Genomic DNA, 24,527 nt, shown 5'->3' with positions numbered 1-24,527 from the left:
GTGCCGGCATGGCTGCACCAATCCCTGGCCGACGCGGCTCCGACCTCTGAAGCGCCCCAGCTCATCCCGGCCGAAGACGTCAAGCCCGAGGACATCGGGGCATTGGCGATCGAGTACCGCTACGGCCGGCCCGTGATCGTCGTCAGCGGCGGAAAGTTCGCCCCGGCGGGGCTGGCGGTCGTTGATGGGTCGGGGAGGCCCCGAGCCACATACCAGGCGACCTCTGTGGCGCCGGCGGATGGCGCGCCCCTTCCGGGCTGGCAAGGGGGGGCGATGATCTCCGTGCCTCGCGTGGGTTCGTTCTGGGTGACAATCGCACGTCATCGCCCCGGCATGAGCCGCTCAGTGCTCGTACCGGGGCGGTTGCATGTCGTGGGCCTGGCGAACTCGAACCGCCTTGCGGTGATACCGCCGCCGTGAGGCGGGCCCCCGTCCTCAATAACCCAGGAAGGGGCGATCGCGAGGTACTGCTCCAGAGTGACTAATTCGTACATAAAATCGCTCATCGGTTATAAGTCATGTATTTGCCTTGAATGCCATAAAGACTTCCATAGTGGTGGCGCCGCTCGCATAGTGAGGGTGCGCTGATCGCAAGCGCAGCATCTGACGGTCCGACTGTTGTGGGCCATCTGTATCGGGCCCGTTCGCCGGACAGACAAGGAGTGCCAGTGGCTACCCAGTCCCACTTCCAGACCGGTGAGGTTCCGCACGGCTTCGCGATCAACGAGTCGGGCGGACTCATTCACTACAAGCACGCCATCGTGCTGGCGGTGCCGAACCCCAACCAGGGCAACAGCACCGTCTGGGGCGACGGTTACCTCAGTTTCGGTTCCGACTGGGCCGACGTGCGCCTGCGGGTGGCCCTGCATAACGGCACGACCTGGTCCGTCGTCAAGAACTGGGACATCATCGCGGGCGACGGCCGGCTCGCGGAGAAGCTCCCCGCGGGAATCCAGAAGGTCAGCATCGGGCGGGTGAAGAAGAGCGCCGGTGACATGGTCGACAACGCCCCCGTCGGCTGGCTGCTCGAGTACCTGTAGGCCGACCGGTTCTTCCGGCCTCGAACGGTGTCTCGTACGGGGTTGCTCACCTGGGGATTCGCCGTACGTGGGGGCGGCCTTCGTCTGATCACGTGCTCCGACCAAGGTTCACGTGGTCACGACGAAGGCCGTGAGGGCAACTTCGTGCTCCCGAGGTGGCGGACCGCTGGACCTGGATCCTGATCGTCGCTCACACCCAGCTCCCGCTCGCCCGCTCGCTCGCCCGCTCGCCCGCTCGCCGTGGACCTTCGCCGGCCCTGGGGAACCCCACCGCCTCCGCCGGGGGTCAGGGACATCCGCGCTCACCTCGCCTGCCCGGTCGGCGTTCCCGAACCGCGAGGCGCGTGTCGGAACGGGCGGCCGTCAAAGGCTGTCCCGTAAGTGATCTTGCTCCGCGATGAACTTGATCATGTCAGGTGTGATCACGGCGTCCGAGCCGACCTGGACAGCCCGTTCACCGGGCTGAGCCCGCGCGTCTTCGCCAAGTTGGTGACCGCGCTACGTCGTGAGGGTGCCAACTCCCCGGGGCGGGACGGCCGTGGAAGCTGTCGCTGAAGGACCGAGTGTTACTGGTGCCAGGTACGGGCGGACCAACTTGACGATGCGGCAACTGCTCCGCTGTTCGGGATGCCGAAGTCAGCCGCGGGTCGGGTGATCGACGTTTCCGGCCCGGTGTTCACCCTTCGTCGACGGCCAGGAATGAGCGACTCCGACCTCCGGCGCGACGCCGACATGGTTGCCGCCGACCTGGCGCGGCTCAAGGCGCTGACGGAGCCGGGCCAGGACCCCCGCTGAATGGTCCGCCGGGCCGGTCCGCCGGGCCGGTCCGGGGCGCTCAGTCGAGCGGCCGATCTGGCTGTGGGAGTCGGAACAGCCCAGGTAGGGGCACACTGGGCGTATGGCCCTACCTAGAACGCACCATTGCTCGGCCTGCGTGGACGGTGCCACGCCGGACTCAGTCCTTCACGAAGACCTTGTTGTCGGAGCACCGCTGTCCATGGAAGATCTCACCGACGCACAGCGCCTCGACCGGTTCGCCCATAAGTACGCGCACGACGGCTGCCAGGTCAGAGAGGTGCAGCGGGTCTCGCACGACAACCTGAGCGGTTACGCCTGGTGCGTGCGCTTCGTCGAGAGCGCCTGACGGCTCTCGACGGGCCGGCAAGCCGGATGGCCCGGGGAAGCTGCGCGTGAGAGGGCCCCGGGGCCCGGCGGTCCGCTGGGCGGAGCAGAGCCTGCTTCGCCCGGGGGCGGACGTCTCAGCGCGGTGCTGACGTGAACGCGGCGCGGTGGGCGCTCGTGAAGGCGTGTTCGCGGCGCGGTGGCGGTCGTGAAGGCGTGTTCGCGGTGTGACCAGGCGATTCGCTCGGTGATCCGGCCCTCCGTGGCCATCCCGGCTGCCGACGTGCCGCGGTGCGCGCGCCACCAGTCGGTGTTGCGGGCCTGGCGGTCGACGATCCAACCTCCCGCACCTCGCGCGTCTTCTGCGTATTCCGCGTTCTCCACGCCTTTCACCTCCTCCGTGGCTTTCGCTGGGCCATTCTGTCGATACGCCGCTCCGTCGTTCTCCCGGCGCCGGGTTGCGGTGCCACCCGGCAGGAGGGCCATGACCACCACCGCCCGACAGGAGCATGAGCAGGGGGCGCGTGCCGTGTCCCCGCTGCGGTTACCGGCCTTTCGCCGGTTCCTGCTCGCCCACCTCGTATCCGCGACGGGTTCGGCGATGGCGCCCGTGGCGCTCGCGTTCGCCGTGATCGACCAGGGCGGGGGCGCGCGGTCGCTCGGGATCGTGCTCGCCGCGAACACCGTGCCGACCCTGGTCCTCCTTCTTCTGGGCGGCGTGCTGGCGGACCGGATGTCCCGCAGCCGGATCCTCTTCCTCGGGAATCTCGGTGCCGGGCTGGCGCAGGCCGCAGTCGGCATTCTGGTGGCGACAGGTGCGGCGACGACACTCGCGATCAGCGTCTGCGCCTGCTTCTCCGGGGTGTCGGCCGCCTTCGTCGCGCCCGCCGCCCAGGGGATCGCGACTCGGCTCGTGGCGAAGGAGCAACTGCAACAGGCCAACGCGCTGGTCCGGGTTCCCGGGAACGCCGTCAAGGTCATCGGGCCGGTCGCCGGCGGATTCGTCGTGGCGTTCGCGGGTCCCGCCTGGGCGCTCGGGTGGGACGCGGGTACGTTCGTGGCCGCCGCCCTTCTCCTGCTCGGGCTCCGGCTCGTCGGCTCCGTCCCCACCGGGCGCGGGGTCGTGGGCGATCTCCGTGCGGGCTGGGCCGGGTTCCGTTCGCGGAGCTGGTTGTGGACCTACACCGTGGCCGGAACCGCGGTCGTGGCGGCCTGGCTGGCCGGGTACCAGTTGCTCGGGCCCCTCGTGGCGGCCGACAGCTACGCGGGTGCCCGTTCGTGGGGGCTGGTGCAGGGCGCCTTCGCCGCCGGACTGCTCGCGGGTACGTTCCTCTGCCTGGCCTGGAAGCCGCGACGGCTGATGCTGGTCTGCGTGGTGACCAGCGCGGGGATCATGCTTCCCCTGGCCGCGCTGGGGCTGGAACTGCCCCTCGCCTGCGTGCTCATGGCCGCCGTTCTCGCCGGTATCGGGCTGGACGTCGCGATCGTCTCCTGGTCCACGGTCATGCAACAGCAGTTACGTGACGAGGAGTTGGGGCGCCTCGGCGCGTTCAACGCCGTGGGTGAACGCCTCGCCGTCCCGATCGCGTACCTGCTGGTGGCGGTGGCCTCGAAGCACTGGACCAGCCGGCACATTCTGTTGGTGTGCGCGGGAGTGATCCTCGCCGCCACCCTGGCCAATGCGTGCGTACGCGATGTGTACCGGATCGAGCGGGCGTGAGCCGCCGGTGAGGGGGCGCGTGTGTCCGGTGCCCGGCTGCGTGAATCCCTGCATACCCCGCTGGTTTGTATATGTCGGTGACCGACCTATAGTTGCCCCCGTGAAGCTCCGACCCCCGGGGTCGGTCGAAGCTGCGACTCACCCGGGGGCGGCGCGCAGCCCCGCAACGGAGATGGAGTAGCCATGGCCAGCAAGAAGAACCTCGTCGCCAACCGTGAATCTCTCGTCCACAAGGCCCGATACGCCGCGAGCCGCCCGGACCGCATAGCCCCGTATCTGAAGCGGGCCGCTCGTGACCGCTGGCTGGCCTTCAAGCACCCCGACCACGTGAACTACTACCGGGCCGTGATGGCCTCGGACACCCGCCGCAACCCCGAGGCCGCCGTGGGCAGTCAGACGCACGAGCGCTGGCTCGCGCTGGGGCAGATGCAGTTCGACTACCTCCTGGGGCACGGACTCGCCCCCGGGGCCCGGATGCTCGACATCGGCTGCGGCAACCTCCGGGCGGGCTGGCGCTTCATCGACCACCTCGAAGCCGGGCACTACTACGGCATCGACATCTCGCCCGACATCCTGATCGCCGCGAAGCAGACGCTTACGGCGCAGGGGCTTCAGGCCAAGGTCCCGCATCTGACCATCACCAAGGACCTGACGCTGGACTTCCTGCCCGACGCGCACTTCGACGTCGTCCACGCCCACAGCGTGTTCTCGCACTCGCCGATCGAGATCATCGACGAGTGTCTCGCCCACGTCGGCCGGGTGCTGGCCCCCGGTGGCCACTTCGACTTCACCTTCGACCGCACCACCGGCGCCGAACACCAGGTCCTGCGCGAGGACTTCTACTACCGGACCCAGACCCTCGTCGACCTCGCCGCCCGGCACGGACTTGCCGCGCGGTTCATGGAGGACTGGGAGAAGCTCGGCCACGGGCAGTCCAAGATCCGGGTCAGCGCCGGATGACGTGACCGGCTCCCGGCCCCGGCCCCAGCCCCGGCAGCCTCAACGCGTGCCCGCCGTGCCGGAGTCCCTGTCGCGCATCCGCCACAGGCGCATGACCACGGCCGCGCCGGCGAGCAGGCCGGCGACCGGAAGCAGCGTGTCCCGGTCTACCACCCCGGTGCAGTACCCCATGGCGACGAAGGGCGCGCAGGCCAGGGCGAACTGGCCGGTGGTACGGATGCCGGCCGGTGCCCGGCGGCCCGTCAGGGCCAGGGCGGCGACCATCGGGGCGCCGAGGCGCCACAGGATGACGGACCCCAGTCCGTGCGCATCGGCCATGGCGAGGACGACCAGGGAGAGCGGGGCCCAGATCGCGAGCGCCACGATCCCCGCCGCACTCCGGATCCGGTCGGGCGGGCGCAGGTCCGGCGGGCAGATCAGCGGGACGACGGCCGCGACCACGGGCGTCAGCAGGTACGCCGTGAACTCCAGGGGCATGGACGCACCGGCCGGCAGAAGAAGCGCGAGCAGGACCACGGCCGTGGCCAGCACACCCGCGAACGCGCACCGCGCACCGGCCAGGAAGCGCCCGCCCAGCGCGACGACCGCCCCGATGAGGGCCAGCAGGTTGCAGCCGCCCAGGACGTAGCTGAGCGGAACCAGGAAGTCCGGGTCGCCGCTGGCGATCCGGTCGCCGATCACCGAGAGGAGCGCGAAGGCGGAGTACGTGGCCGTGGCCGCCAGCGCGAAGGGGGCCGCGGCCGCGAAGAGGCGTCCGCCGCGCTGGGTGGACCCCAGGCCCAGGCGGAGGCGGAGCGCGTGCGCCGCGATGTCGCAGGCTTCCCGGAACCGGGCGATCCTGCCTGCCCCTTCGGTCGCCTCGCGGTAGGCCTCGGCTATTTCGTCCCCGAAGGCGTGCCGGAAGCCGACCGGGTACAGGCGCAGCAGCGGGGCGCTCATGCGGTGGCCGGCTTCCCCGCGACGCCCAGGCGCCGGGTGGCCTCACGCGCGGTGGCGGCGATCCGTCGCACCTCGGCGGCCAGGCCCTCCCGGCCGGCCGGGGTGAGGGTGTAGGTGCGGCGCAGCCGGCTGTCCACGACCTCCTCCGCGTGCACCTCGATCAGCCCCTCGTTCAGGAGGCGCTCCAGGCCTCCGTACAGCGTGCCGGTCCGCATCGTGACCCGGCCGCCCGAGATCTTCTCGACCTCACGGGCGATCGCGTAGCCGTGGCGGGGCTCGTCCGCGAGCGCGGTCAAAAGCAGCAGGGTCGGTTCCTGCATCGCACGATCACTCATGCCCGCATGATAAGTCACTCACCGGCATATATCGGAAGGGGGAAGGGGTCGGCTCGGTACTGCTGTTCTGCCTGGTCGGGTCGGTCACGTGTGTTCTGCCTGGTCTGGTCGGCCACGTGCTGCCCGGTCCATCCGGTCCAATCCCCTCCGTCCGCCTGTCGGTCGGTGCTGGTCCGGGAGTGACGTGCCCAGGCGGGCCGGCGGGGACAGGGCCATGAACAGCGGGGACAGCGCCACGGCGGCGGCGGTGAGGAGCAGGCTCGTACGCAGCCCCCACTGAACGGTCAGAAGGCCGCCCAGCAACGAACCCAGTGGCGTCAGGCCCAGGCCGGCGAAGTTGATCGTCGCCACGACCCGGCCCTGGATCCGGAGGGGCGTGACGGCCTGCCGTACGGCCGTCGTCGTGACGTTGACCAGCTGACTGAACGTACCGAAAAGGAAGTTGATCCCCATGAGCGCCGGAAGTGTCACGGCAGGGGAGCCGCGCAGCGCCGGTACGCAGAGCATCACAGCGTCGGCCAGTACCGCCGACGCCACCAGCACCGGGCCGAACCCGAATCTCCCCGGCAGTCACACCGCCGGCAGTGAGCCCACGACCGCGCCGGGGCCCGTCGCCGCGAGCGCCAGGCCGTCGGCCGTGCCCGGCGGACGCAGTCCGCGGGGGAGGTGGAACAGATAGACGGCGATCAGAGCGGCGAAGGAGAACTGATAGAGCGCCGAGGCCAGGCCCACGGCCCGCAGGGAGCTGTTGCCGCCGACGAAGAGCGAGAGCAGCAGGATCGGCGCCTGCTCCACCGCGCGCAGGGCGCCGAGTTGCCCGGCTCCCGCGTCGAGCGACACCACGGCGACGAGCGGCAGGACCGCCTGACCGGCCTGCGCCCCGAACCGGGAGGCGGTCTGCCCCACCCACAGCCGGCGGAAGTCGGCATCCCGCCACGGACTCGGCGGAGCCGGGGGAGCAAGGAGGGGCGGGGTGGGGTTGGTCGGAGGTTCTGTCGCCACCGGGCCGTTCACGGCCCGGTGGTCGAGGCAGCCCCCGCCCCCGCCGCTACCGGTCAACCGGATCGCCGGGATCGATCGTGGTCATCGCCTCCAGAACAGGAGGTGGGTGATTCCGCTGGGGCTCGGCACCGACTCGACGTGGAAGCGGTCGAGCAGTTCGGTGTGGCTCTCCCACAGCCGTTCGCCCCGGCCCAGGTCGACGGGCGCCACGGCGATGTGCAGCGTGTCGACCAGGTCGGCATCGAGGAACTCGCGGACGGTGGCAACCCCGCCACCGAGGCGCACGTCCCGGCCGTCGGCGGCCTCCTTCGCGCGTGCCAGCGCCTCGGCCGGTTTCGCGTCGAGGAAGTGGAAGGTGGTGTCGGCCAGGGTGAAGGAGGGGCGCTCGTGATGGGTGAGCACGAAGACCGGCGTGTGGAACGGCGGGTTGTCTCCCCACCAGCCCTGCCACTCGTGGTCCTCCCACGGGCCCCGCTGGGGGCCGAACTTGTTGCGGCCCATGATCTCCGCGCCGATGTTCCGGGTGTGGTCGCGGGTCAGGTAGTCGTCCAGGCCTCGCGTGCCGCCGGGTTCGGTGCGGTTCACCCAGCTGGCGGTGGCACCCGCCCAGGAGAACAGGGCGGTGGGGTCCCCGTGGCCGAAGGGCCGCTCCAGGCTCTGGCCCTCACCGGCCCCGAAACCGTCCCGCGACACGTTGAAGCACTGCACCCGCAACAGCTGTGACATGCATCCCCCTCTGGGCACCGACAGGCGTCGTCCGACATCATCCGGTTGCAATCAGCAACCGGTTGCAGCGTACTACGCTGGGGGTATGCCGCAACCAGAACAGACGGGCCGCCTGCCCGTGCCGGAAGGGAAATCCGGCTGCCCGATCAACCTGACCGTCGAGCTGCTGGGCGACCGGTGGAGCCTGGTCGTGCTGCGGGACGTCATGTTCGGTGGCTACCGGCACTTCCGTGAGCTCCTCGCGCATTCGGTCGAGGGCATCGCGTCGAACATCCTGGCCGCCCGGCTGTCGAAGCTCGTGGGCGCCGGTCTGCTCACCCGGCACGACGACCCGAGTCACCGGCAGAAGATCGAGTACCGGCTCACCGAGGCATCGATCCAGCTCGTCCCGCTCATGACGCAGCTGGGCGACTGGGGCTCCCGATGGCTCCCGACCACACCCGAGCTGTCGATCCGTGCCCAGCTCCTCGCCCGCGGCGGCCCCGAAATGGGGGAGAGGTTCATGGACGAGCTCCGCGCCCTGCACCTCGAAGGCCGTCCGCAGCGTGCCGACGGTGTCCTCGCCGAGCTCACCCTGGCCTACGAACGCGTGGTGTCCGAAAGCTGAAAGGTGCCGGGTGCCGCTGAGCGAGTGCCGGTGAGCAAGTGCCGGTGGGCGGGGCGCGGCAGGGCTCGTCCGGCTGTCCCTATCCGGCCGGCGGGGTCCCGTCGAGGTCCCGGGCCATCTGCGTACACATCGTCTCGTAACGGCGAACCGAGCCGTCCGGGGCCAACTCGTCCCAGGAGTCGGGCTGTCGGCCGTACGCCACGTACCCCAGGCGCTCGTACAGCGCGCGGGCACGCGGGTTGTTGTCCTCCACGTCGAGTTCGGCCCGCCGCAGGCCGCGGGAGGCGATCCGACGTTCGGCCGCGGTGATCAGGAACGTGCCGATCCCGCAGGACTGGAGCGCGGGATGGACCGCCAGTTGCCACAGCCTGCCCGCGCCCTTCCGGGCGCCGTAGTCGACCCCGCCGATCGCCACCGGGATGCCCGACGGCGGACACACCGCCAGGTAGTCCACCTCGCCGCGCCGGGCCCGTGCCAGCTGTCCTGCGATGTTCTCCACGTGGAGCGCCGAGCCCGACCACCCGCAGGACTCCAGATCGCCGGGAACCAGATCGCGGGCCGAGAGCCTCAGTACGACGTCGGTCATCGCCACCACCTCCGACCGGAAAGGATTCCCTCCGGAGAGGCCCCTGCCAAGCGGATTTCCCGGGGCGGGCCGGGGCCGGGCGCCCCCGGTTCCGGGCCGCCCTCACCCGTTCGGCCGCGCCCACGTGGCCGCCTCCGTCAGTGCCCACCAGGGTCGGTCTGACGTGCAGTTCCACCGGCCGAGGAGTTCCCATGGCACAGTCAGCGCCCACACCGGGTACGTCTCACTCGCACACCGCCGATCCGGGGGGCGTCAACCCCTGGGCGGCCGGCGGGGTCATGTTCGCCGGGGTCCTGCTCATGGTCGACGGCGTTCTGGGGGCCATCAAGGGCATCGCCGGAATCGCGTCCAACACGGTCTACGCCCGGATCAACGACTACGTCTTCAAGTTCAACGTGACGGCCTGGGGCTGGATCCACGTGGCTCTCGGCATCCTCCTCGTCGTGGTCGGCTGGGGAATCCTCAGGGGCTTCGGCTGGGCCCGCGGGATCGGGGTCGCGCTCGCGGCGCTCAACATGATCGCGAACTTCATGTGGCTGCCCTACCAGCCGATCTGGGCCGTGGTCTCCCTCGCCATCGACACCTTCGTGATCTGGGCCCTGTGCACGGATCGCTCGAAGTCGCTCATCTGAGAGCGGCTGAGAACGGCTGACAGCGGCTCCTGAAGCTTCACGGGACGACGTCGGCGTGCGGGGCCGGAGTGCCTGACCGGCCCGCATGCCGGCGACTCCTGGTGTGCCCCGACCCGATCTCCCACCTGCCGCGCGCCGCTGCCCGGGACGTTGTCAGTGGCGCGGTCCACACTTGAGGCATGTGCCGCAGTATCAAGACCCTCCGCCCGCCCGTCCTCCCCGAAGAGGCCACCGAGGAGGACATCCGCGCCGCCGCCCTGCAGTTCGTGCGCAAGGTGTCCGGCTTCCGCGCGCCGGCCGCGCACAACAGGGAAGTCTTCGACCGTGCCGTCGACGAGATCGCCGCGTCGACCGCCAGGCTGCTGGACGGTCTGGAAGTGCGGGGAGGTGTCAGGACCCCGTAGGGACCGGGGCCGGGGCGACGGTGGCAGCGGCCGCGGCGGCCGCGGCCGCCGCAGGGCGCCGCATCAGCAGCGCGGCGAACGCGCCCGCGACGAACAGCGCGAGGACCGAGACCGCCGTGCCCAGCCAGCTCGCGCCGAGCCACTGGGCGCCGAAGTAGCCGAGGCCCACGCTGTAACCGGCCCAGGCCACACCCGCCACCGCGGACCACGGCAGGAATTCCTTCACCTTGCGGTGCGAGGCGCCCGCGCCCAGTGAGACGACCGAGCGTCCGGCCGGGGCGAAGCGGGCGATCACGACGAGGGCGCCGCCGCCGCGGCTCAGCGCCGCGCCGAGGCGTTCCTGCGCCGAGGTGAGGCGGCGGGAGCGGGCGATGGCGCGGTCCAGGCGTGCGCCACCGCGCCAGGCCAGCCGGTACGCGACGAGGTCGCCGAGCACCGAGGCGCTGGCCGCACAGAGGATCAGGACCAGGAGCGAGGGGACCTCGGTGACGTGACGGGCGGCGCCCGCGGCGTCGGCGGCCACCGTGGTGGTGCCCGCGGCGGCGGCCGTGGCTGCCGTGATCACGAGGACACCGCTGGGCAGTACGGGGAGGAAGACGTCCAGAAGCACCGAGAGGGCGACCACAACGTAGATCCATGGGCTGCCGGTCAGCGCACCCACACTCTCAAGCACTTCTACTCCCCGTTTCAGTGACAACGCCGCGACGTCGCAGGGGAGCGGCAGGAGCGGCAGGGCCAGCTGTACAGCGTACGCCTGCCGTTCACCTGGAGATCCATATATATGCGTGATGTTGGGCACCTCACGGGTGTGTCACATGAGCCCTGTGCGTCACTCGTGTGTGCCTCGGGGGTGGGTCGGGGAAGCGGTGCCTCGGGGGTACGCGGGGAAGCGGCATTCCCGGCGTACCCCCGAGCCGGTGCGGCGGGCCCGGTCGGCGCGGACCCGGTGGTTCGTACGGGTCAGGCGGCTATCGGTGCGGCCGGTTCAGCCGGTGCGGCCGGTTCGGGCGCGCGCTCCTCGGCGCGCTGTGCGGCGGAGCGGGACGTGAACAGCCGGTCCAGGGCCAGGGCGCCGGGACCGGTGAAGACGAGCAGCAGGAACACCCAGCTGTAGACGGCTGAGGGCTCGCCGCCGTTCTGCAGCGGGAAGAGCGCCCCGGGCTGGTGGACCTTGAAGTACGCGTACGCCATGGAGCCGGACGAGACCAGGGCGGCGATGCGGGTGCCGAGGCCCAGTACCACGAGGCTGCCGCCGACGAGCTGGATGACCGCCGCGTACCAGCCCGGCCAGGTGCCGGCGGGTATCGATCCGCCGCCCATGGCGCCGCCCAGGACACCGAAGATCGAGGCGGCACCGTGGCAGGCGAAGAGCAGGCCTACGACGATTCGGAAGAGCGCGAGGGCGTAGGGCTGGGCCCGATTCAGGCGTGTGTACATGGGGGGAGGCTCCTTCGGTCTAGTGGGGACGTGAACCGACTGAGCGCTACAGGTTAGGCAAACCTCACCAATACTTGCAAGTTCAACGTTTAGTTGACTGGCTGAAAGTAGACGGCCCGTCATTGGTCAACGAGCGATCGAATACCGTCTGGAGCTGGGCCCCTGTCCTCCTTGACTTGGCCTGAACCAATGACAGCGCAGCTTTCCGGCCATGCAGTGTGAGTGTCATCAGCTGATTGCCGAACCACGGCCCGTCCGTCTTGTGCCACCGGACCGGGGGTGTACCAGTGCGCCCGTGTCGCGCCAGCAGCCGGCCGAGCCGCCGTCCGGCCCGGCTCCAGCCGAAACGGAAGGCGGCCTTGAGCGGGCCGGGGATCGAGTTGTGCACGGGAGAGCAGGTCAGTTGCAGGACGCGGGCGTCCGGCGCACCGCCGGGGACCCCGGCCGGCCAGGTGGGTTCCGCGATGTACGCATGGTGCACATCGCCCGACAGCACGCATACCGTCGCCGGTGCGTCCGGGCCGCTGCCCACCTCCCGGATCAGCTCCGTCAGCTGCCCGAACGAATCGGGGAACGCGGCCCAATGCTCCAGGTCGGAGCGCTGCCGCAGGTACTCGCCGACGCGCGCCCAGCGGCCGTCCGGCCCGCCTCGCTCGCCCCGGCACAGCGCGGCGCTCCACTGCTCCCCGTCGTGTACCAGTGGCGGCAGCAGCCACGGGAGCGAGGTGCCGATCAGGAGATGGTCGAAAGAACCGGGCCCGGACAGTGCCTCCTCGCGCAGCCAGCGCGCCTCCTGCGGGTGGAGCATCGCCCGCTGCTGTTCGTCGAGCACCCGGGCCGCGCGGCTGTCCACCATGAGCAGCCGTACTCGGCCGAAAACGCGTCGGTAGCTCCAGCGGGTACCGGTGGGGTCCGCGTCGGCCCCGGCCGCGAACCGGCGCACCTGTTCGGTGCCGTCCGGGGTCGCGTGCACGGCCGCGTAGAGCGGGTCCGCCGCGAGTTCGGCGGGGGAGAGATTGCCCAGGTGCTGGTAGACCCAGTACGACATCAGTCCGCTGACGATCCGCTCGTGCCACCAGGGCGTGGAGCGGATCTCGGTGAGCCAGGCGGCGCTGGTGTTCCAGTCGTCGATGACATCGTGATCGTCGAAGATCATGCAGCTGGGGACCGTCGAGAGCAGCCAGCGCACCTCGGGGTCGCGCCACGACTCGTCGTACAGGCAGGTGTACTCGTCGTAGTCCGCGACCTCCGCCCCCGGCGGCTCGTCCAGATCGCGCCGTGCCGCGAGCCTGCGCCGGGTCGCCTGCGAGGTCTCGTCCGCGTACACCTGGTCGCCCAGGAGGAGCAGGACGTCGGGGCGTACGGCGTCGGGGTCGGCGGCGAGCCGGGCGGCGAGGGTGTCCAGGGCGTCCGGCCCGACGGGATCGGACCGGAGGGACGCGTGTCCGCCGGCGGGGGGAGCCGCCCAGCGGCAGGAGCCGAACGCGATCCGGACCGTCCCCGGCCCGCCGGCCTCGCCGTTCCCCTCCTCCCTCTCCTCGCGGCCTTCGTCGCCGCCGGCGGATATCGGCGGGGTGGTGATCGTGCTCGCCGGGAAGCGGTGGTTCTCGGGCGGCCACACCCGGCGCTCGTCGAGCAGGACCTCGTACGCCGTGGTGGAGCCGGGGGTCAGACCGGTCACCACCACCAGGGCGTAGTGGTGCCCGGCGACCGCGAAGGTCCGGGACGAGCCGGAGGCCCCGTCCGCGCAGCGGACCACGGCCGTGCACGGCCGGTCCGCCTCGACCCAGACGGTCGCGGTGGAGGCGGTCTCCCAGTCGACGTACCGCAGTAGTGGTCCCAGGCGCAGCCCGGCCATGTGGTGCTCCTCGCGTCGTTCCGTACGGACGGTGCCGTACGCGTTGTTCGTACGGCGGGTTCGTACCGTACGGAACGACGGGGGAGCGCGGGGCGGTTCCGGGGCGGTTCCGGGGCGGCGGTCAGCGGGACGGCCGCCGTTCAGTGATCGTTCAGCAGCCGTTGAGCACGGTCTGCAGTGCGGCCTTCTCGGCCGAGTCGACCGTGAGGTCGTAGTAGTGCTTCACGTGCACCCAGGCGCGCGCGTACGTGCACTGGTACGCGGTGCGCGACGGGAGCCACTTCGCCGGGTCCTTGTCGCCCTTGGACTGGTTGACGTTGTCGGTGACCGCGATGAGCTGGGGCCGCGTCAGGTCGTTGGCGTACGCCTGCCGTTGGGCGGTGGTCCAGCTCGACGCGCCGGACCGCCAGGCCTCGGCGAGCGGGACCATGTGGTCGATGTCCAGATCGGATGCGGCGGTCCAGGTGGCCCCGTCGTACTCCGAGTACCAACTGCCGCTCACGGCGGCGCAGCTGGAGTCCTGCGTGACGTTCGTGCCGTCCCGCTCCAGCACCACCTCGCGGGTGTTGCAGGCGCCCGACTGGGTGATCCAGTGCGGGAACTTGTCCCTGCTGTATCCGCTCGACGAGCCCTCCGCCTGCACGGTCAGCTGGCTCAGATAGGTACGGGCGGTGGACGCGGCCACCGGGGTGGGCATGGCGGCCTGGGCGCCGGGAGCGTTGAGCAGCCCGGTGGTCGCGGCGAGGGCGGCTGATGCGGCGAGGACGGCGATGCGACGCGCGTAGACACCTGACATGCGAACTCCCTTGATGTGGGGGGACCTTGGGCGGGTCGTGCGAAACGGCCCGGCCATCGTGGCGGCGCGAGGTTTCCGTGGGGTGGGCGCCAGGTAACAGAGTGGCGACATGGGCACGTCACATCAAGGGGTCTGACGAAGAGGGTCGGTGTGCGGGGGCGTGCGCATGGGTGTGCGCGGGCGTACGGAACTGATGAGGCGGCGGTTCCACGCTGGGGAAAGGGGGGCCGGATCCGGTCGCGACCGGCGCCGGGACTCCGGTCGGCGGCGCCGGACCGGCCGCGGGACAACCCGGTACAAGACCTAGGGTGGCCGGGTGCTGCTACCGGTCACCATCACACTCGGGGTCGTCCTCGCCCTGCTGCTCGCGGCGGCCGCGGGCATCGCCGCTCTCGCTTCGCTCGGCCGGTCGCGCCAGATCGTCCTGGCGGGGCTGCGGGCGGCGGTCCAGCTCGCCGCGGTCTCCTCGCTCATCGGCTGGGTGGTCCACGCCGCCGCGCCGACCTTGGCGTTCATCGCGTTGATGTTCGGCGTGGCGGTGTGGACCGCGGGGCACCGGGTCACCGACAACCGCACCTGGCGGTGGGCGGCCGTGCCGATCGGGGCGGGGGTCGTGCCGGTGGTCGCGGTGCTGCTGCTCACCGGGCTGGTGCCGGTCCGGGGCATCGCGCTGATCCCGGTGACCGGCATCCTCATCGGGGGCGCCCTGACCGCGACCGTGCTCGGCGGACGGCGGGCGCTCGACGAACTCGCGACCCGGCACGGGGAGGTGGAGGCGGCGATGGCGCTCGGCTTCTCGGACCGCGACGCGCGGCTGGAGATCGCCCGGCCCGCGGCGTCGGACGCGCTGCTGCCGGGGCTCGACCAGACCCGGACGGTGGGGCTCGTCACGCTGCCCGGCGCTTTCGTCGGCATGCTGCTGGGCGGCGCCTCACCGGTACAGGCGGGCGCCGTACAGCTGTTCGTGCTGGTGGCGCTGATGGCCGTACAGGCGGCGGCCGTCGCGACCGTGCTGGAACTGGTGGCGCGGGGCCGGCTCCGCCGTACCGGGGAAGGGGCCTCTGCTATCGGGCGCTGATGTGCAGCAGGACCGAGCCGTCGGCCGCCGACTCCACCCGGATCCGCGTCAGGTCCTCGACGTGCGCGTCCGGGGAGAGTGCCGCGGCGCGCGGGCCCACGCCCACGACGCGCATCCCCGCCGCCCGGCCCGCCGCGATGCCCGCCTCCGAGTCCTCGAAGACGACGCAGTCCGCCGGATCGAAGCCCAGCCCCGCGGCGCCCTTGAGGAAGCCCTCCGGGTCCGGCTTGCTGGCGCCCACGCTCTCCGCGGTGACCCGGAGTTCGGGCATCCGCAGTCCGGCCGCGGTCATCCGGGCGCGGGCCAGGGCCAGGTCGGCCGAGGTGACCAGGGCGTGCGGGAGCGCGGCGATCGCGTCCATGAAGGCGCCGGCGCCGCCGATCGGGACGACGCCGTCGGTGTCGGCCGTCTCCTCGGCGAGCATCACCCGGTTGTCCGCGTGGTTCTGTTCCATCGGACGGTCCGGGAGGAGCACCGCCATGGTGGCGTACCCCTGGCGGCCGTGGACCACCTTGAGCGCGGCCTCCGGGTCCAGGCCCTGCCGCAGCGCCCAGCGCCGCCAGCAGCGCTCCACGACGGCGTCGGAGTTCACCAGGGTCCCGTCCATGTCGAGCAGGAGGGCGCGGGCGGTGAGAACGGTGGCCGGCATGGGCGGGCTCCAGGGCGGGGTGACGGCGCGGGGACACGTGGGACCCCGGAAAGAGATCAAGCGGCCCCCGCCCGCCGGTCAGGGAGTGCGTTTGGGGGCCACTTTGTTCCATCACGATACAAAAACCTGTCCGGGAAAGCCAATCCCTGGCCGGAGCGGGTGTGCCCGGCGGGTCAGTAGCGTCCGCGGCCCGTCGTGATCGCCTCCAGTGCCCGCCGGGTGTGCGGTCCGTAGACCCCGTCGTCGTCGCCCTTGATGTACATGTACGTCTGGTAGCGGTGCACGGCGTCCTCGACGCGGTCCGTGTAGTCGGCGTCGGCGGGGCTCATGAACAGCCCGATCTCCTGGAGCCGGCGCTGCAGCTCGGCCACCTCCGGGCCGTGGTCGCCGCGCCGCAGCGTGGAACCGTCCTGCGGCGGGGCGACCGGGGCCACCGGCTTCTGCGGCCCCTCGGCGTCCGCCGTGGCCGCCGGGGAGGACGCGGCGGACGGGCCGGAGGGCCCGCCGGACGCGGAACGGGACGCCGAGGCGCTCGCCGACGGCGACGCGGTCGCGGATGCGGATGCGGAAGCGGTCGCGGAGGCCGACGGTGACACCGCGGCCGGCCGGGACGGTGACACGGAGGCGGACGCCGTCGTGGAGGCCGAGGGCGCGGCGCTCTCCTCGGGGAGGCTGGTCACCGCGGAGGGCAGGACCGGATCCAGGGTGGTGTCCCCGTCGCCGTCCCCGTTGAACAGCCCGCCCACGAAGGCCGCCGTGCCCACCACCGCGACCACGGCCGCCCCCACGGCCAGCGCGGCGAAGGGCCCGCGGCGACGCGGCTGCACGGGGTCGGGGCCGGTCATCAGGACCGGGACGACCGGCTGGTCGTCCCGCGCGTCCGGACCGGCGGCGGCCGGCAGCGGGGCCGGCGGCCCCGCCGGGTCCAGGAACAGCTGCATCGTGGTGGCCGCGTCCCCCGCATGGCCGTCCGTCACCTCACCCGCCGGCCCGTCCCCGCCGACCGCCGTCTCCTCGCCCCCCAGCGTCACGTACGGCCGGATGCGCAGCGGGTCGAAGTCCTCCGCGGCCGCGAACTCGGCCGACCGTCCGGCGTGGTGCTCCTCGACGATGCGCTGCTGCTCGGCGGCCCGCTGGCCCTCGGTGACGTGCTGGTGTCCGGCGGGCTCCCGCCGCCCGGCGCCGTGCCGAGCCGCGCAGCCGCAGCCCGGACCGGCACCGGGTCTGCCGTCCGTACCGCACTCCGGGCATATATGTCCGGCCATTGTGGGTCCCCTCCCCTTGAACTGCCTGCGATTATGCAGCCCGCCGCCGGGAAGCCCAATCATCCGGCCCCTCGGCAGGCCATAACGGTGCAGAACAGACAGGATGGGGGAGTAGCGGATCCGAGGAGATGTTTCATGGCCCAGCAGTTGAGCCCTCCGGCCCCGGCCCCCGGCGAAAACCGCTCCACGCGGTCGGTCCTGGTGGCGATCGGCGCGCTGCTCCTCGGCATGCTGCTCGCCGCACTCGACCAGACCATCGTCTCCACCGCACTGCCGACCATCGTCAGCGACCTCGGCGGTCTGGAGCACCTGTCGTGGGTGGTCACGGCCTATCTGCTGGCATCGACCGCCGCGACCCCGCTCTGGGGCAAGCTCGGCGACCAGTACGGGCGCAAGCGGCTCTTCCAGATCGCCATCGTCATCTTCCTGATCGGCTCCGCGCTCTGCGGCATCGCCCAGAACATGCCGCAGCTGATCGGCTTCCGCGCCCTCCAGGGGCTCGGCGGCGGCGGCCTGATCGTGCTGTCGATGGCGATCGTCGGCGATATCGTCCCGCCGCGCGAACGAGGCAAGTACCAGGGCCTGTTCGGAGCGGTGTTCGGCGCGACGAGCGTCCTGGGACCGCTCCTCGGCGGCTTCTTCACCGAACAGCTCAGCTGGCGCTGGGTCTTCTACATCAACCTCCCCATCGGGGTCGTCGCCCTCGCCGTGATCGCCGCCGTGCTGCACATCCCGGTCCGCCGCACGAAGCACACCATCGACTACCTGGGCACCTTCCTCATCGCCTCGGTCGCCACCTGCCTGGTCCTGGTCGCCTCGCTCGGCGGCACCACCTGGGCCTGGGGCTCGACGCAGATCATCGGCCTCGCCGCCGTCAGCGTGCTGCTGCTGATCGCCTTCGTGTACGTGGAGCGGCGCGCCGCCGAACCCGTACTGCCGCTGAAGCTGTTCCGGATCAGGACCTTCAGCCTCGTCGCCGTGATCAGCTTCGTCATCGGCTTCGCGATGTTCGGCGCGATGACCTATCTGCCGACCTTCCTCCAGGTGGTGCACGGCATCACGCCGACGATGTCCGGCGTCCACATGCTCCCGATGGTGTTCGGCCTGCTCATCACCTCGACCGGGTCCGGCCAGATCGTCAGCCGTACGGGCCGCTGGAAGATCTTCCCGATCCTCGGGACCGGCATCACGGCGGCCGGCCTGCTGCTCCTGCACCGGCTCACCGAGAACAGCAGCACCCTGGAGATGAGCCTCTACTTCTTCGTCTTCGGCGCGGGACTCGGTCTGGTGATGCAGGTCCTCGTCCTGATCGTGCAGAACGCCGTGAGCTACCAGGACCTCGGCGTCGCCACCTCGGGGGCGACCTTCTTCCGTTCCATCGGTGCCTCGTTCGGTGTCGCCATCTTCGGCACCATCTTCACCAACCGGCTCACCGACAAGCTCGGTGCGGCGCTCTCCGGCCGGGCGCTGCCGCCCGGGATCAGCGCGAACGGACTGGCCTCCGACCCGCGCGCCGTCAGCGGGCTGCCGCCCGCACTCCGGCAGCCGGTGCTCAGCGCGTACTCGACGTCGATCACCGATGTGTTCCTGTACGCGGCCCCCGTCGTCCTGATCGCCTTCGTCTTCGCCTGGCTGCTCAAGGAGGACAAGCTGCGCGGCTCGGTGACCGCACCCGACCCCAGCGAGACCCTGGCGTCGAACCCGGTCGAGCGGTCCTCGTACGACGAATGCGCCCGCGCCCTCTCGGTCCTCGCCACCCGGGAGGGACGCCGCGAGGTCTACGTGAAGATCACCGAGAAGGCCGGGCTCGACCTGCTGCCCGCCGCGAGCTGGATGCTGCTGCGCATCAAACGGCACGGGACCGTCGAGCCCGCCCGGCTCGCCGAGATCGCCCCGGTGCCGCTGCGGGTGATCAGCGAGGCGGGCCGGCAGCTGGAGGAACTCGGGCTGGCCCGCCGGGTGGGCGTGCAGCTGGTGCTCACCGAACCCGGCGCGGAGGCGGTGGTGAAGCTCTCGCACGCCCGCGAGGAGTCCCTGGCGGAGCTGCTGGGCGACTGGTGGGGTCCGGACCGGCCGACGGACCTGGTCGCCCTGGTGTCGGAGCTGACGGCCGAGACGAGCGGATCGAGCAGGGAACGGCCGCACAGCCCGGAGCCGAAGCGGGACCACCACGCCCCCTGACGCTCCCGCCGGCGGGGCCGGTCACCCGGTGGTGCGGAGCTCCTTGGCGAACCAGTGCTCGGCGTACTGGTTGCGGCGGTGGAACGCCGGGACCTCCCGGTAGCCGTGTTTCGCGTACAGCCCGCGGGCCTCGACCAGGTCGTCACGGGTGTCGAGCCGGAGCGTCCGTACGCCGAGGTCCCGCGCCCGGCCCTCGACCGCCGCGAGCAGCCGCCCGCCGCCGCCCGTGCCGCGCGCCTCGGGACGCACGAACACCCGCGTCAGCTCCGCGACCCCCGCGTCCGTCACGACCAGCCCGGCGCACGCCGCCGCCCGCCCGTCGAACCGGCCGACGACGAACTCACCGGTGGGCGGAACGAGCAGTTCGGCGCCGTCGTCCGTGAGCCCCTCCTCGATCTCCTCGACCGTCGCGGGCCGCCCCCAGTAGCGGCTCGCGACCTCGTCGTAGTAGTCCCGGCGCAGCAGGGCGGCGTCGGGGGAGTCGAAGCGTTCTGGGGTCACGGTCCACGTCATTGGTTCATTCTGACTTCCGCACAGCTGTGCGGAGAAACGAATTGCTCGCAGGGGGCACCGATGACGCGGGAGACGGGTTCGACGACGAGGGCCGGGGCGGTCCAGCGGCTCGGCGAGAGGTGGATACGGGAGCTGGCCGGGCCGGGCGGCGGGAGCTTCGTGTGCTCGCCGGCCGGGCTCTGGCTGGCCCTGGCCACGGTCGCGGCAGGAGCCCGCGGGGAGACCGCCGACGAGCTGCGGGCGGTGCTGGGGGTGGCGGAGCGGCAGGCCGCCGACGCGGTGACGGCCGGGGCGCGCGAGCTGGCGGCCACCGACGCGCTGGGGGTGGCGACCCGGGTGTGGACCCGGGTGCCGGTCTACCGGGAGTACCGGGAGGCGCTGGCGGACATCGGGTTCGGGCCGATGGACGCCACCGGGGTCGACGCGTGGGTGCGGGAGGCCACCGGCGGTCTGATCGAGCGGCTGCCGCTGGACATCAGCGAGGAGATGCTGCTGGTGCTCGTCAACGTGCTGGCGCTGAAGGCGCGCTGGGACGAGCCGTTCGACCCCGGGGAGACCTGGGACCGGCCGTTCACCGACGCGGCCGGAGTGAGCCGTGCGGTCCCGACCATGTCCGCCACACGTGGGCCGTGGGACGGCTGGACGGTGCGCGGCACCCACGTCGTCGAGCTGCGCTGCCGCACCGAGCGCCCCGGCGGCGCCCCGGCGCGGGTCCGGCTGGTGCTGGGGGAGCCGGGCGCGGGAGCGGCGGACGTGCTGCCCGCGGCCTGGGCGCCGCAGGCGCTGCGCACCCCGCTGGACGCGGACGTCCTGAGTATCGCCGTCCCGCGATTCACCTTGCGTACGAACGTTCAGGTCACCGAACAGCTGGCGGCCCTGGGCATCCGGGTCTCGACGAGCGCGGCCGCCGACTTCGGCTGGATGTCGCCCGAGCCGCTGCTGATCTCCCAGGTGGTGCAGGAGGCCGTGGTGAAGGTCGCCGAGGAAGGCGTGCGGGCCGCCGCCGTGACCGTCATCGCCGCACCGGGCGGCGCGGCGCCCGTGCGGCAGCGCTTCCTGCACATCGCCTTCGACCGCCCGTTCGGGATCGTGGTCCTGGACGGCAGCGGCGAGGTCCCGCTCTTCACGGGCTGGCAGGCGGACACCCCGGTGGAGGGCTGACCCCCGCGCTCACCGCAGGGGTGGCGGCACGGTGACCGCGGCGGCGGTGCGACCGGTCGCCGCCGCCGGGCCCGCACCACCAGAGGCACCGCCGTCACCGCCACCGCCCCGGCACCGAGCGGCGACAGCACCCAGGCCGGGACGGGCCCCGCGGTCGGCAGCTCGTCGCGGTAGCACGTGGTCCGGTACGGGGTGTCGGCGGCCGCCGCCCGCAGCTCGTGGTCCCCGTCGATCAGCTCCGGCCGCGGGAACGCCTGGTCGATCGCCGTGACGAACACCGGCTTCCCGCCCGTCAGCGCCCCCAGAGCCGGGTACGCACGCTTCTCCCGCCCGGCGCCGATCCGCCCCGCGTAGGTCACCTCGGGCGGCGCGCCGCCGATCGCGCCGCGCGGCTCCATCCGGTTCGCGGCCGGCACGTACAGCCCCAGCGACTGCGGCGTCCTGGCGAGCCGGGACAGCCGCATCGGGTAGACCGGCCCGTCGCCGGCGAAACGCAGCCGCAGCGGGTCGAGCCGGCCGCGCAGCGGACTGCCCTTCTCCTGCGGGGCGAGACGGATCGCCCCGTACTCCCACTTCCGGTCGACGTAGGGCCAAAGCGCCGTCGACAGCCGGTCCGGCAGCTCGAAGCCGTTCTCCGTCAGCCAGCCCTCCAGGGCCGCCGGGTCGGTCGCGGTGAGCCGGGCCACGTCGAACGGCCCTCGGGCCGGTATCGGGTTGTCCCGCGGCGTCACGGGGCTGGGCACGCACGCTCGCAGCGTTGAAACCGCCGAACGGCGAGTCCTTTGCGCGTGGCCAGAAGCAGTGCCGCGTCTCGCGGACCGGCGCGGTGAGGGTTTCGGGCTCGGAGAAGAGCGCGGCGTCGCCCAGCTCGACCGAGGCCCGGTGCGGCACCGGCATGATCCACGCGGCCGCCGGGCGTTCCCGCGGACGGTGAGCCGCATCACGATCTGCTCGGTGCCGCCCGACCAGCTGACCACGGAGGTCTCCCGCTCGACCGTGACCCGGCTGTTCCGGTCCACCACCATCGCCCCGCAGCCACAGGCGTACGCCGGTGCGATCAGCGAGCCGATCTGGAGCGCCACCAGCATCATGAGCAACGAGAGCGCGCACCGCCCACGCACGCGATCCGGCCCGTATCCCTTGCCCCGTCCGATCCGTCCCGGCCCACCGCATGTCCCGGCTACTCCCCCGTCGGCCCTGGTCACGGGTTCAGGCGTGGGGGCTGCCCGGCCGGTTCCGGCGGTTCGGTCCCGGCCCGGCCGGCCCTCCGGGCATTCTTTCGGACAAAAGCCGGATGACAGTCAGGTGAAGAGGGGGTTGATTGGGTCTACCTCATAGCGCAATGCGAAGGTTTCACAGCATGCCCGAATCGAGGGCCGGCACAAGACGGCGGGAGGGTCGGCGCAGCGTGGCGAATGCGGAGCACAGTGTGCGCGGAGATGCGACGGCAGGGACGAGGACCGGGGCGGCCCGGGTGGTTCTCTGGCTGGTTGTGGCCGCGTTGGCCGTCCGGCAGATGGCGGTGGTGCTGCGGCAGCCGCCTGGCGAACGGCTCACCGATCTGGAGACCTGGACCGGTGAGAACGGTGTGCTTCATGTGACGGGCTCGCTCTACGACACCGACCGGTTCACCGGCACTCCCTTCGCCGGGCTGGTGCTGAAGCCGCTCACCCGGACCGCGGAACAGAGCCTCGGGGTCGCCTGGACCTTCGGTTCGCTGCTGCTGGTCGCCGCGCTCGGCGTCATCGCGGCACGCGCCCTGCCCGGCCCGGTCAACCGGCGTACGGCCCTGTTCGCGGCGCCCGTCGCGATCACCCTGCTGATGCTCTCGCTGCCGGTCCGCAACGCCCTCTACCTGGGCCAGACCAGCATCCTGCCGGTCCTCCTGGTGCTCGTCGGCTGCTTCGTGGTCCGCGGGGAACGCGCCTCGGGCGTCCTGATCGGCATCGCGGCCGCGCTCCAGCCGACCGTGCTGCTGTTCGCCGCGCTGCTCTGGCTGACCGGGAGACGCCGGGCGGCGGTGACCGGTGTCTCCGCGTTCGCCGCCTGCACGGCACTGGCCTGGGCGGCGATGCCGCACGACTCGTGGACGTACTGGGTGCACCACGTCGCCGGGGCCGGACTCGGCGACCACGCGGACAGCCTCGCCAACCAGTCCCTGCACGGCGCGCTGCTCCGGTTCGGGCTGGAGGGCCCGCTGGAGATCGCACTCTTCGTGGTGCTGGCCGCGGCCGTCTGCTTCGTCGGTCTGCGCCGCGCCGCACGGTACGCCCGCGACGGTCAGCTGCTGCTCGCCGTGGCCGTGACCGGCTGCGTCGCCGTCGCCGTCTCGCCGACGGCCTGGCAGCACCAGCTGCTGTGGGTGCTGCTCGCGGTGGTCGGCCGGGTCGGCACGCGGGCCTCGGACCGGCTGGTGTGGCCGGCCGTCGTGGTCCTCGTGATCACGCTGCCCGGCAAGATGCTGCTGCCGAACATCGAGGCGGTGTTCCCGGTACGCGACAACGTGCTGCTGATCGCCGCGCTCGCGGCCGCGTGCCTCGCCCCGTTCCTGCCGCGCACCTCGCCGCACTGGCAGCAGCCAGTCCCCACGGACTACGCGGCCCCGGTCCCCGCCCGCTGGAGCCGGGTGCCGCTGCTGCCGTTCTGGCGGCGGGTGCTCAGCCGGCCCAACCTGCTGCTGGAACTCCTGCTGATCAGGGTCGTCTACTCCGCGTACCAGCAGGTCAGGCTGGCCGCGACGGCCGGCCGTGCCACCGCCGAGCACCACGGGCGGCAGATCCACGCGGTCGAGCAGTGGCTGCACATCGACATGGAGCACTGGGCCAACCACGCGGTCGTCAAGGTCGGCTGGCTGCGGGACTTCTTCGACTACTACTACTCGACGTTCCACTTCATCGTGCCGCTGACGATCCTCGGTGTGCTGTACGCACGCCGCCCGGCGGACTACCGCTGGGTGCGCAGCTCCATCGGCTTCGCCACGCTCCTGGCCCTGGTCGGGTTCTGGCTCTACCCGCTGGCCCCGCCCCGGCTGATGCCGGGGCTCGGGTTCATCGACACGGTCCACGGCGTCCAGGACTTCGCGAAGCCCGACTACGGCACGCTGACGGGAGTCACCAACCAGTACGCCGCGATGCCCTCGCTGCACTTCGGCTGGTCGCTGTGGTGCGGTGTGGTGATCGTGATGCTCGCGCCGAAGGTCTGGATGAAGCTGCTGGGCGTGCTGCACCCGCTGTTCACGGTCTCCGCGATCATCGCGACGGGCAACCACTGGGTGCTCGACGCGGTGGGCGGCGCGGCGGTGGTCGCGCTCGGCTTCGGACTGACCTACGTGCTGGCCGGACCGCGCAGGCTCCAGGAGCCGGTGGCGAAGGGGGCGAAGGCCGCGCCGCCGCCGGTCAAGCAGCCCCCGGAGGCCGGGCCGCCGCCGGGCGGGATGTCGGTGCCGGAGCCCGTACCGGCGGTGGAGGGCGAAGCGGTGGCCGGCAAGCCGTAGCCACCGCCCGCCACCCGAACGGC

General features: G+C 71.8%; 22 protein-coding genes and 4 pseudogenes. 13 read left to right on the top strand and 13 right to left on the bottom strand.

All coding sequences use genetic code 11. From position 1 onward, the window contains the following. The first annotated feature begins 668 nt into the window (after window positions 1–668). The 6 genes and pseudogenes from ACIO3R_RS07095 (at window position 669) to ACIO3R_RS07070 (ending at window position 4,842) form a co-directional block, all read left to right on the top strand. A complete protein-coding gene (locus ACIO3R_RS07095; protein ID WP_385028192.1) occupies window positions 669–1,040 on the top strand; it encodes a hypothetical protein in 372 nt (123 codons plus the stop codon). 137 nt (window positions 1,041–1,177) lie between these two features. After that, window positions 1,178–1,403 (top strand): annotated as a pseudogene (locus ACIO3R_RS07090) (transposase); the annotation flags it as partial. Window positions 1,404–1,449: 46 nt separating this feature from the next. Then, window positions 1,450–1,733 (top strand): annotated as a pseudogene (locus ACIO3R_RS07085) (transposase family protein); the annotation flags it as partial. Window positions 1,734–2,037: 304 nt separating this feature from the next. Next, complete coding sequence (locus ACIO3R_RS07080; RefSeq protein WP_363027168.1) at window positions 2,038–2,184, top strand: hypothetical protein; 147 nt, start codon at window positions 2,038–2,040, stop codon at window positions 2,182–2,184. A gap of 462 nt (window positions 2,185–2,646) precedes the next feature. Then, window positions 2,647–3,882, top strand: a complete 1,236-nt coding sequence (locus ACIO3R_RS07075; RefSeq protein ID WP_402104065.1) for an MFS transporter — start codon at window positions 2,647–2,649, stop codon at window positions 3,880–3,882. Between the two features lie 183 nt (window positions 3,883–4,065). After that, complete coding sequence (locus ACIO3R_RS07070; RefSeq protein WP_385028198.1) at window positions 4,066–4,842, top strand: class I SAM-dependent methyltransferase; 777 nt, start codon at window positions 4,066–4,068, stop codon at window positions 4,840–4,842. 39 nt (window positions 4,843–4,881) lie between these two features. On the opposite strand, the gene ACIO3R_RS07065 is transcribed toward ACIO3R_RS07070, so the two are convergent. The 4 genes and pseudogenes from ACIO3R_RS07065 to ACIO3R_RS07050 all read right to left on the bottom strand — a co-directional run bounded on the left by ACIO3R_RS07065 (window position 4,882) and on the right by ACIO3R_RS07050 (window position 7,844). Then, a complete protein-coding gene (locus ACIO3R_RS07065; RefSeq protein ID WP_402104061.1) occupies window positions 4,882–5,781 on the bottom strand; it encodes a hypothetical protein in 900 nt (299 codons plus the stop codon). Continuing rightward, window positions 5,778–6,116: a PadR family transcriptional regulator gene (locus ACIO3R_RS07060; RefSeq protein WP_363027159.1), complete on the bottom strand. Its 339-nt coding sequence runs from the start codon at window positions 6,114–6,116 to the stop codon at window positions 5,778–5,780. The genes ACIO3R_RS07065 and ACIO3R_RS07060 overlap by 4 nt, the downstream gene beginning before the upstream one ends. Window positions 6,117–6,200: 84 nt before the next feature. Next, window positions 6,201–7,118 (bottom strand): annotated as a pseudogene (locus ACIO3R_RS07055) (hypothetical protein). Between the two features lie 81 nt (window positions 7,119–7,199). Next, entirely contained in the window at window positions 7,200–7,844 is a 645-nt protein-coding gene (locus ACIO3R_RS07050) for a dihydrofolate reductase family protein (protein ID WP_385028207.1), read from the bottom strand. Window positions 7,845–7,929: 85 nt separating this feature from the next. Here ACIO3R_RS07050 and ACIO3R_RS07045 point away from each other — a divergent pair, with 85 nt between their 5' ends. Then, complete coding sequence (locus ACIO3R_RS07045; protein ID WP_402104057.1) at window positions 7,930–8,451, top strand: winged helix-turn-helix transcriptional regulator; 522 nt, start codon at window positions 7,930–7,932, stop codon at window positions 8,449–8,451. Between the two features lie 79 nt (window positions 8,452–8,530). On the opposite strand, the gene ACIO3R_RS07040 is transcribed toward ACIO3R_RS07045, so the two are convergent. After that, a complete protein-coding gene (locus ACIO3R_RS07040) occupies window positions 8,531–9,037 on the bottom strand; it encodes a GNAT family N-acetyltransferase (RefSeq protein WP_402104054.1) in 507 nt (168 codons plus the stop codon). A gap of 191 nt (window positions 9,038–9,228) precedes the next feature. Here ACIO3R_RS07040 and ACIO3R_RS07035 point away from each other — a divergent pair, with 191 nt between their 5' ends. Both ACIO3R_RS07035 and ACIO3R_RS07030 read left to right on the top strand, forming a co-directional pair. Then, window positions 9,229–9,669 (top strand): hypothetical protein, encoded by a 441-nt coding sequence (locus ACIO3R_RS07035; RefSeq protein WP_385028215.1) that lies wholly within the window; start codon window positions 9,229–9,231, stop codon window positions 9,667–9,669. Window positions 9,670–9,848: 179 nt separating this feature from the next. Continuing rightward, window positions 9,849–10,073: a DUF2277 domain-containing protein gene (locus ACIO3R_RS07030; RefSeq protein WP_123470583.1), complete on the top strand. Its 225-nt coding sequence runs from the start codon at window positions 9,849–9,851 to the stop codon at window positions 10,071–10,073. Here ACIO3R_RS07030 and ACIO3R_RS07025 read toward each other — a convergent pair. From ACIO3R_RS07025 to ACIO3R_RS07010, 4 genes are all read right to left on the bottom strand, one after another. Next, window positions 10,060–10,746, bottom strand: a complete 687-nt coding sequence (locus tag ACIO3R_RS07025; protein ID WP_402104051.1) for a DedA family protein — start codon at window positions 10,744–10,746, stop codon at window positions 10,060–10,062. The genes ACIO3R_RS07030 and ACIO3R_RS07025 overlap by 14 nt on opposite strands. A gap of 287 nt (window positions 10,747–11,033) precedes the next feature. Then, a complete protein-coding gene (locus ACIO3R_RS07020; RefSeq protein ID WP_402104048.1) occupies window positions 11,034–11,510 on the bottom strand; it encodes a DoxX family protein in 477 nt (158 codons plus the stop codon). Between the two features lie 82 nt (window positions 11,511–11,592). Further along, window positions 11,593–13,368, bottom strand: coding sequence for an alkaline phosphatase D family protein (locus tag ACIO3R_RS07015; protein ID WP_402104044.1), 1,776 nt, complete (start codon window positions 13,366–13,368; stop codon window positions 11,593–11,595). A 151-nt stretch (window positions 13,369–13,519) separates the two neighbouring features. After that, window positions 13,520–14,164, bottom strand: coding sequence for an HNH endonuclease family protein (locus ACIO3R_RS07010; protein ID WP_385028226.1), 645 nt, complete (start codon window positions 14,162–14,164; stop codon window positions 13,520–13,522). Between the two features lie 316 nt (window positions 14,165–14,480). On the opposite strand from ACIO3R_RS07010, the gene ACIO3R_RS07005 reads away from it, so the two are divergent. Next, window positions 14,481–15,242 (top strand): ABC transporter permease, encoded by a 762-nt coding sequence (locus ACIO3R_RS07005; RefSeq protein ID WP_385028229.1) that lies wholly within the window; start codon window positions 14,481–14,483, stop codon window positions 15,240–15,242. On the opposite strand, the gene ACIO3R_RS07000 is transcribed toward ACIO3R_RS07005, so the two are convergent. Both ACIO3R_RS07000 and ACIO3R_RS06995 read right to left on the bottom strand, forming a co-directional pair. Continuing rightward, window positions 15,229–15,891 (bottom strand): HAD-IA family hydrolase, encoded by a 663-nt coding sequence (locus tag ACIO3R_RS07000; RefSeq protein WP_385028232.1) that lies wholly within the window; start codon window positions 15,889–15,891, stop codon window positions 15,229–15,231. The two genes, ACIO3R_RS07005 and ACIO3R_RS07000, sit on opposite strands and share 14 nt — an antisense overlap. 173 nt (window positions 15,892–16,064) lie before the next feature. Then, window positions 16,065–17,156 carry a peptidoglycan-binding domain-containing protein gene (locus tag ACIO3R_RS06995; RefSeq protein ID WP_402104039.1) on the bottom strand — a complete coding sequence of 364 codons (1,092 nt, stop codon included), beginning with the start codon at window positions 17,154–17,156 and terminating at the stop codon, window positions 16,065–16,067. Between the two features lie 135 nt (window positions 17,157–17,291). On the opposite strand from ACIO3R_RS06995, the gene ACIO3R_RS06990 reads away from it, so the two are divergent. Continuing rightward, window positions 17,292–19,337: a DHA2 family efflux MFS transporter permease subunit gene (locus ACIO3R_RS06990; protein WP_385028238.1), complete on the top strand. Its 2,046-nt coding sequence runs from the start codon at window positions 17,292–17,294 to the stop codon at window positions 19,335–19,337. Between the two features lie 21 nt (window positions 19,338–19,358). Here the strand turns inward: ACIO3R_RS06990 and ACIO3R_RS06985 are convergent, their stop codons facing one another. After that, window positions 19,359–19,850 (bottom strand): GNAT family N-acetyltransferase, encoded by a 492-nt coding sequence (locus tag ACIO3R_RS06985; RefSeq protein ID WP_385028241.1) that lies wholly within the window; start codon window positions 19,848–19,850, stop codon window positions 19,359–19,361. A gap of 60 nt (window positions 19,851–19,910) precedes the next feature. On the opposite strand from ACIO3R_RS06985, the gene ACIO3R_RS06980 reads away from it, so the two are divergent. Beyond that, window positions 19,911–21,011: a serpin family protein gene (locus ACIO3R_RS06980; RefSeq protein WP_385028244.1), complete on the top strand. Its 1,101-nt coding sequence runs from the start codon at window positions 19,911–19,913 to the stop codon at window positions 21,009–21,011. A gap of 9 nt (window positions 21,012–21,020) precedes the next feature. Here ACIO3R_RS06980 and ACIO3R_RS06975 read toward each other — a convergent pair. Further along, window positions 21,021–22,099: pseudogene (locus tag ACIO3R_RS06975) on the bottom strand (DUF2330 domain-containing protein). Window positions 22,100–22,371: 272 nt separating this feature from the next. On the opposite strand from ACIO3R_RS06975, the gene ACIO3R_RS06970 reads away from it, so the two are divergent. Further along, window positions 22,372–24,504 carry a bifunctional glycosyltransferase 87/phosphatase PAP2 family protein gene (locus ACIO3R_RS06970; protein WP_402104036.1) on the top strand — a complete coding sequence of 711 codons (2,133 nt, stop codon included), beginning with the start codon at window positions 22,372–22,374 and terminating at the stop codon, window positions 24,502–24,504. Window positions 24,505–24,527: the final 23 nt, after the last annotated feature.

It is taken from the genome of Streptomyces sp. NPDC087428 (assembly GCF_044744085.1).
GTDB lineage: Bacteria > Actinomycetota > Actinomycetes > Streptomycetales > Streptomycetaceae > Streptomyces.
This window is presented reverse-complemented; position numbering and strand designations above follow the sequence as displayed.

What these genes read in the sequence shown, in the direction of transcription:
- ACIO3R_RS07080 (WP_363027168.1), top strand. Translation starts at nt 2,038, where the DNA reads ATGGAAGATCTCACCGACGCACAGCGCCTCGACCGGTTCGCCCATAAG.
- ACIO3R_RS07075 (WP_402104065.1), top strand. Translation starts at nt 2,647, where the DNA reads ATGACCACCACCGCCCGACAGGAGCATGAGCAGGGGGCGCGTGCCGTG.
- ACIO3R_RS07070 (WP_385028198.1), top strand. Translation starts at nt 4,066, where the DNA reads ATGGCCAGCAAGAAGAACCTCGTCGCCAACCGTGAATCTCTCGTCCAC.
- ACIO3R_RS07065 (WP_402104061.1), bottom strand. Translation starts at nt 5,781, where the DNA reads ATGAGCGCCCCGCTGCTGCGCCTGTACCCGGTCGGCTTCCGGCACGCC.
- ACIO3R_RS07060 (WP_363027159.1), bottom strand. Translation starts at nt 6,116, where the DNA reads ATGAGTGATCGTGCGATGCAGGAACCGACCCTGCTGCTTTTGACCGCG.
- ACIO3R_RS07050 (WP_385028207.1), bottom strand. Translation starts at nt 7,844, where the DNA reads ATGTCACAGCTGTTGCGGGTGCAGTGCTTCAACGTGTCGCGGGACGGT.
- ACIO3R_RS07045 (WP_402104057.1), top strand. Translation starts at nt 7,930, where the DNA reads ATGCCGCAACCAGAACAGACGGGCCGCCTGCCCGTGCCGGAAGGGAAA.
- ACIO3R_RS07040 (WP_402104054.1), bottom strand. Translation starts at nt 9,037, where the DNA reads ATGACCGACGTCGTACTGAGGCTCTCGGCCCGCGATCTGGTTCCCGGC.
- ACIO3R_RS07035 (WP_385028215.1), top strand. Translation starts at nt 9,229, where the DNA reads ATGGCACAGTCAGCGCCCACACCGGGTACGTCTCACTCGCACACCGCC.
- ACIO3R_RS07030 (WP_123470583.1), top strand. Translation starts at nt 9,849, where the DNA reads ATGTGCCGCAGTATCAAGACCCTCCGCCCGCCCGTCCTCCCCGAAGAG.
- ACIO3R_RS07020 (WP_402104048.1), bottom strand. Translation starts at nt 11,510, where the DNA reads ATGTACACACGCCTGAATCGGGCCCAGCCCTACGCCCTCGCGCTCTTC.
- ACIO3R_RS07015 (WP_402104044.1), bottom strand. Translation starts at nt 13,368, where the DNA reads ATGGCCGGGCTGCGCCTGGGACCACTACTGCGGTACGTCGACTGGGAG.
- ACIO3R_RS07010 (WP_385028226.1), bottom strand. Translation starts at nt 14,164, where the DNA reads ATGTCAGGTGTCTACGCGCGTCGCATCGCCGTCCTCGCCGCATCAGCC.
- ACIO3R_RS07000 (WP_385028232.1), bottom strand. Translation starts at nt 15,891, where the DNA reads ATGCCGGCCACCGTTCTCACCGCCCGCGCCCTCCTGCTCGACATGGAC.
- ACIO3R_RS06995 (WP_402104039.1), bottom strand. Translation starts at nt 17,156, where the DNA reads ATGGCCGGACATATATGCCCGGAGTGCGGTACGGACGGCAGACCCGGT.
- ACIO3R_RS06990 (WP_385028238.1), top strand. Translation starts at nt 17,292, where the DNA reads ATGGCCCAGCAGTTGAGCCCTCCGGCCCCGGCCCCCGGCGAAAACCGC.
- ACIO3R_RS06985 (WP_385028241.1), bottom strand. Translation starts at nt 19,850, where the DNA reads ATGACGTGGACCGTGACCCCAGAACGCTTCGACTCCCCCGACGCCGCC.
- ACIO3R_RS06980 (WP_385028244.1), top strand. Translation starts at nt 19,911, where the DNA reads ATGACGCGGGAGACGGGTTCGACGACGAGGGCCGGGGCGGTCCAGCGG.
- ACIO3R_RS06970 (WP_402104036.1), top strand. Translation starts at nt 22,372, where the DNA reads ATGCCCGAATCGAGGGCCGGCACAAGACGGCGGGAGGGTCGGCGCAGC.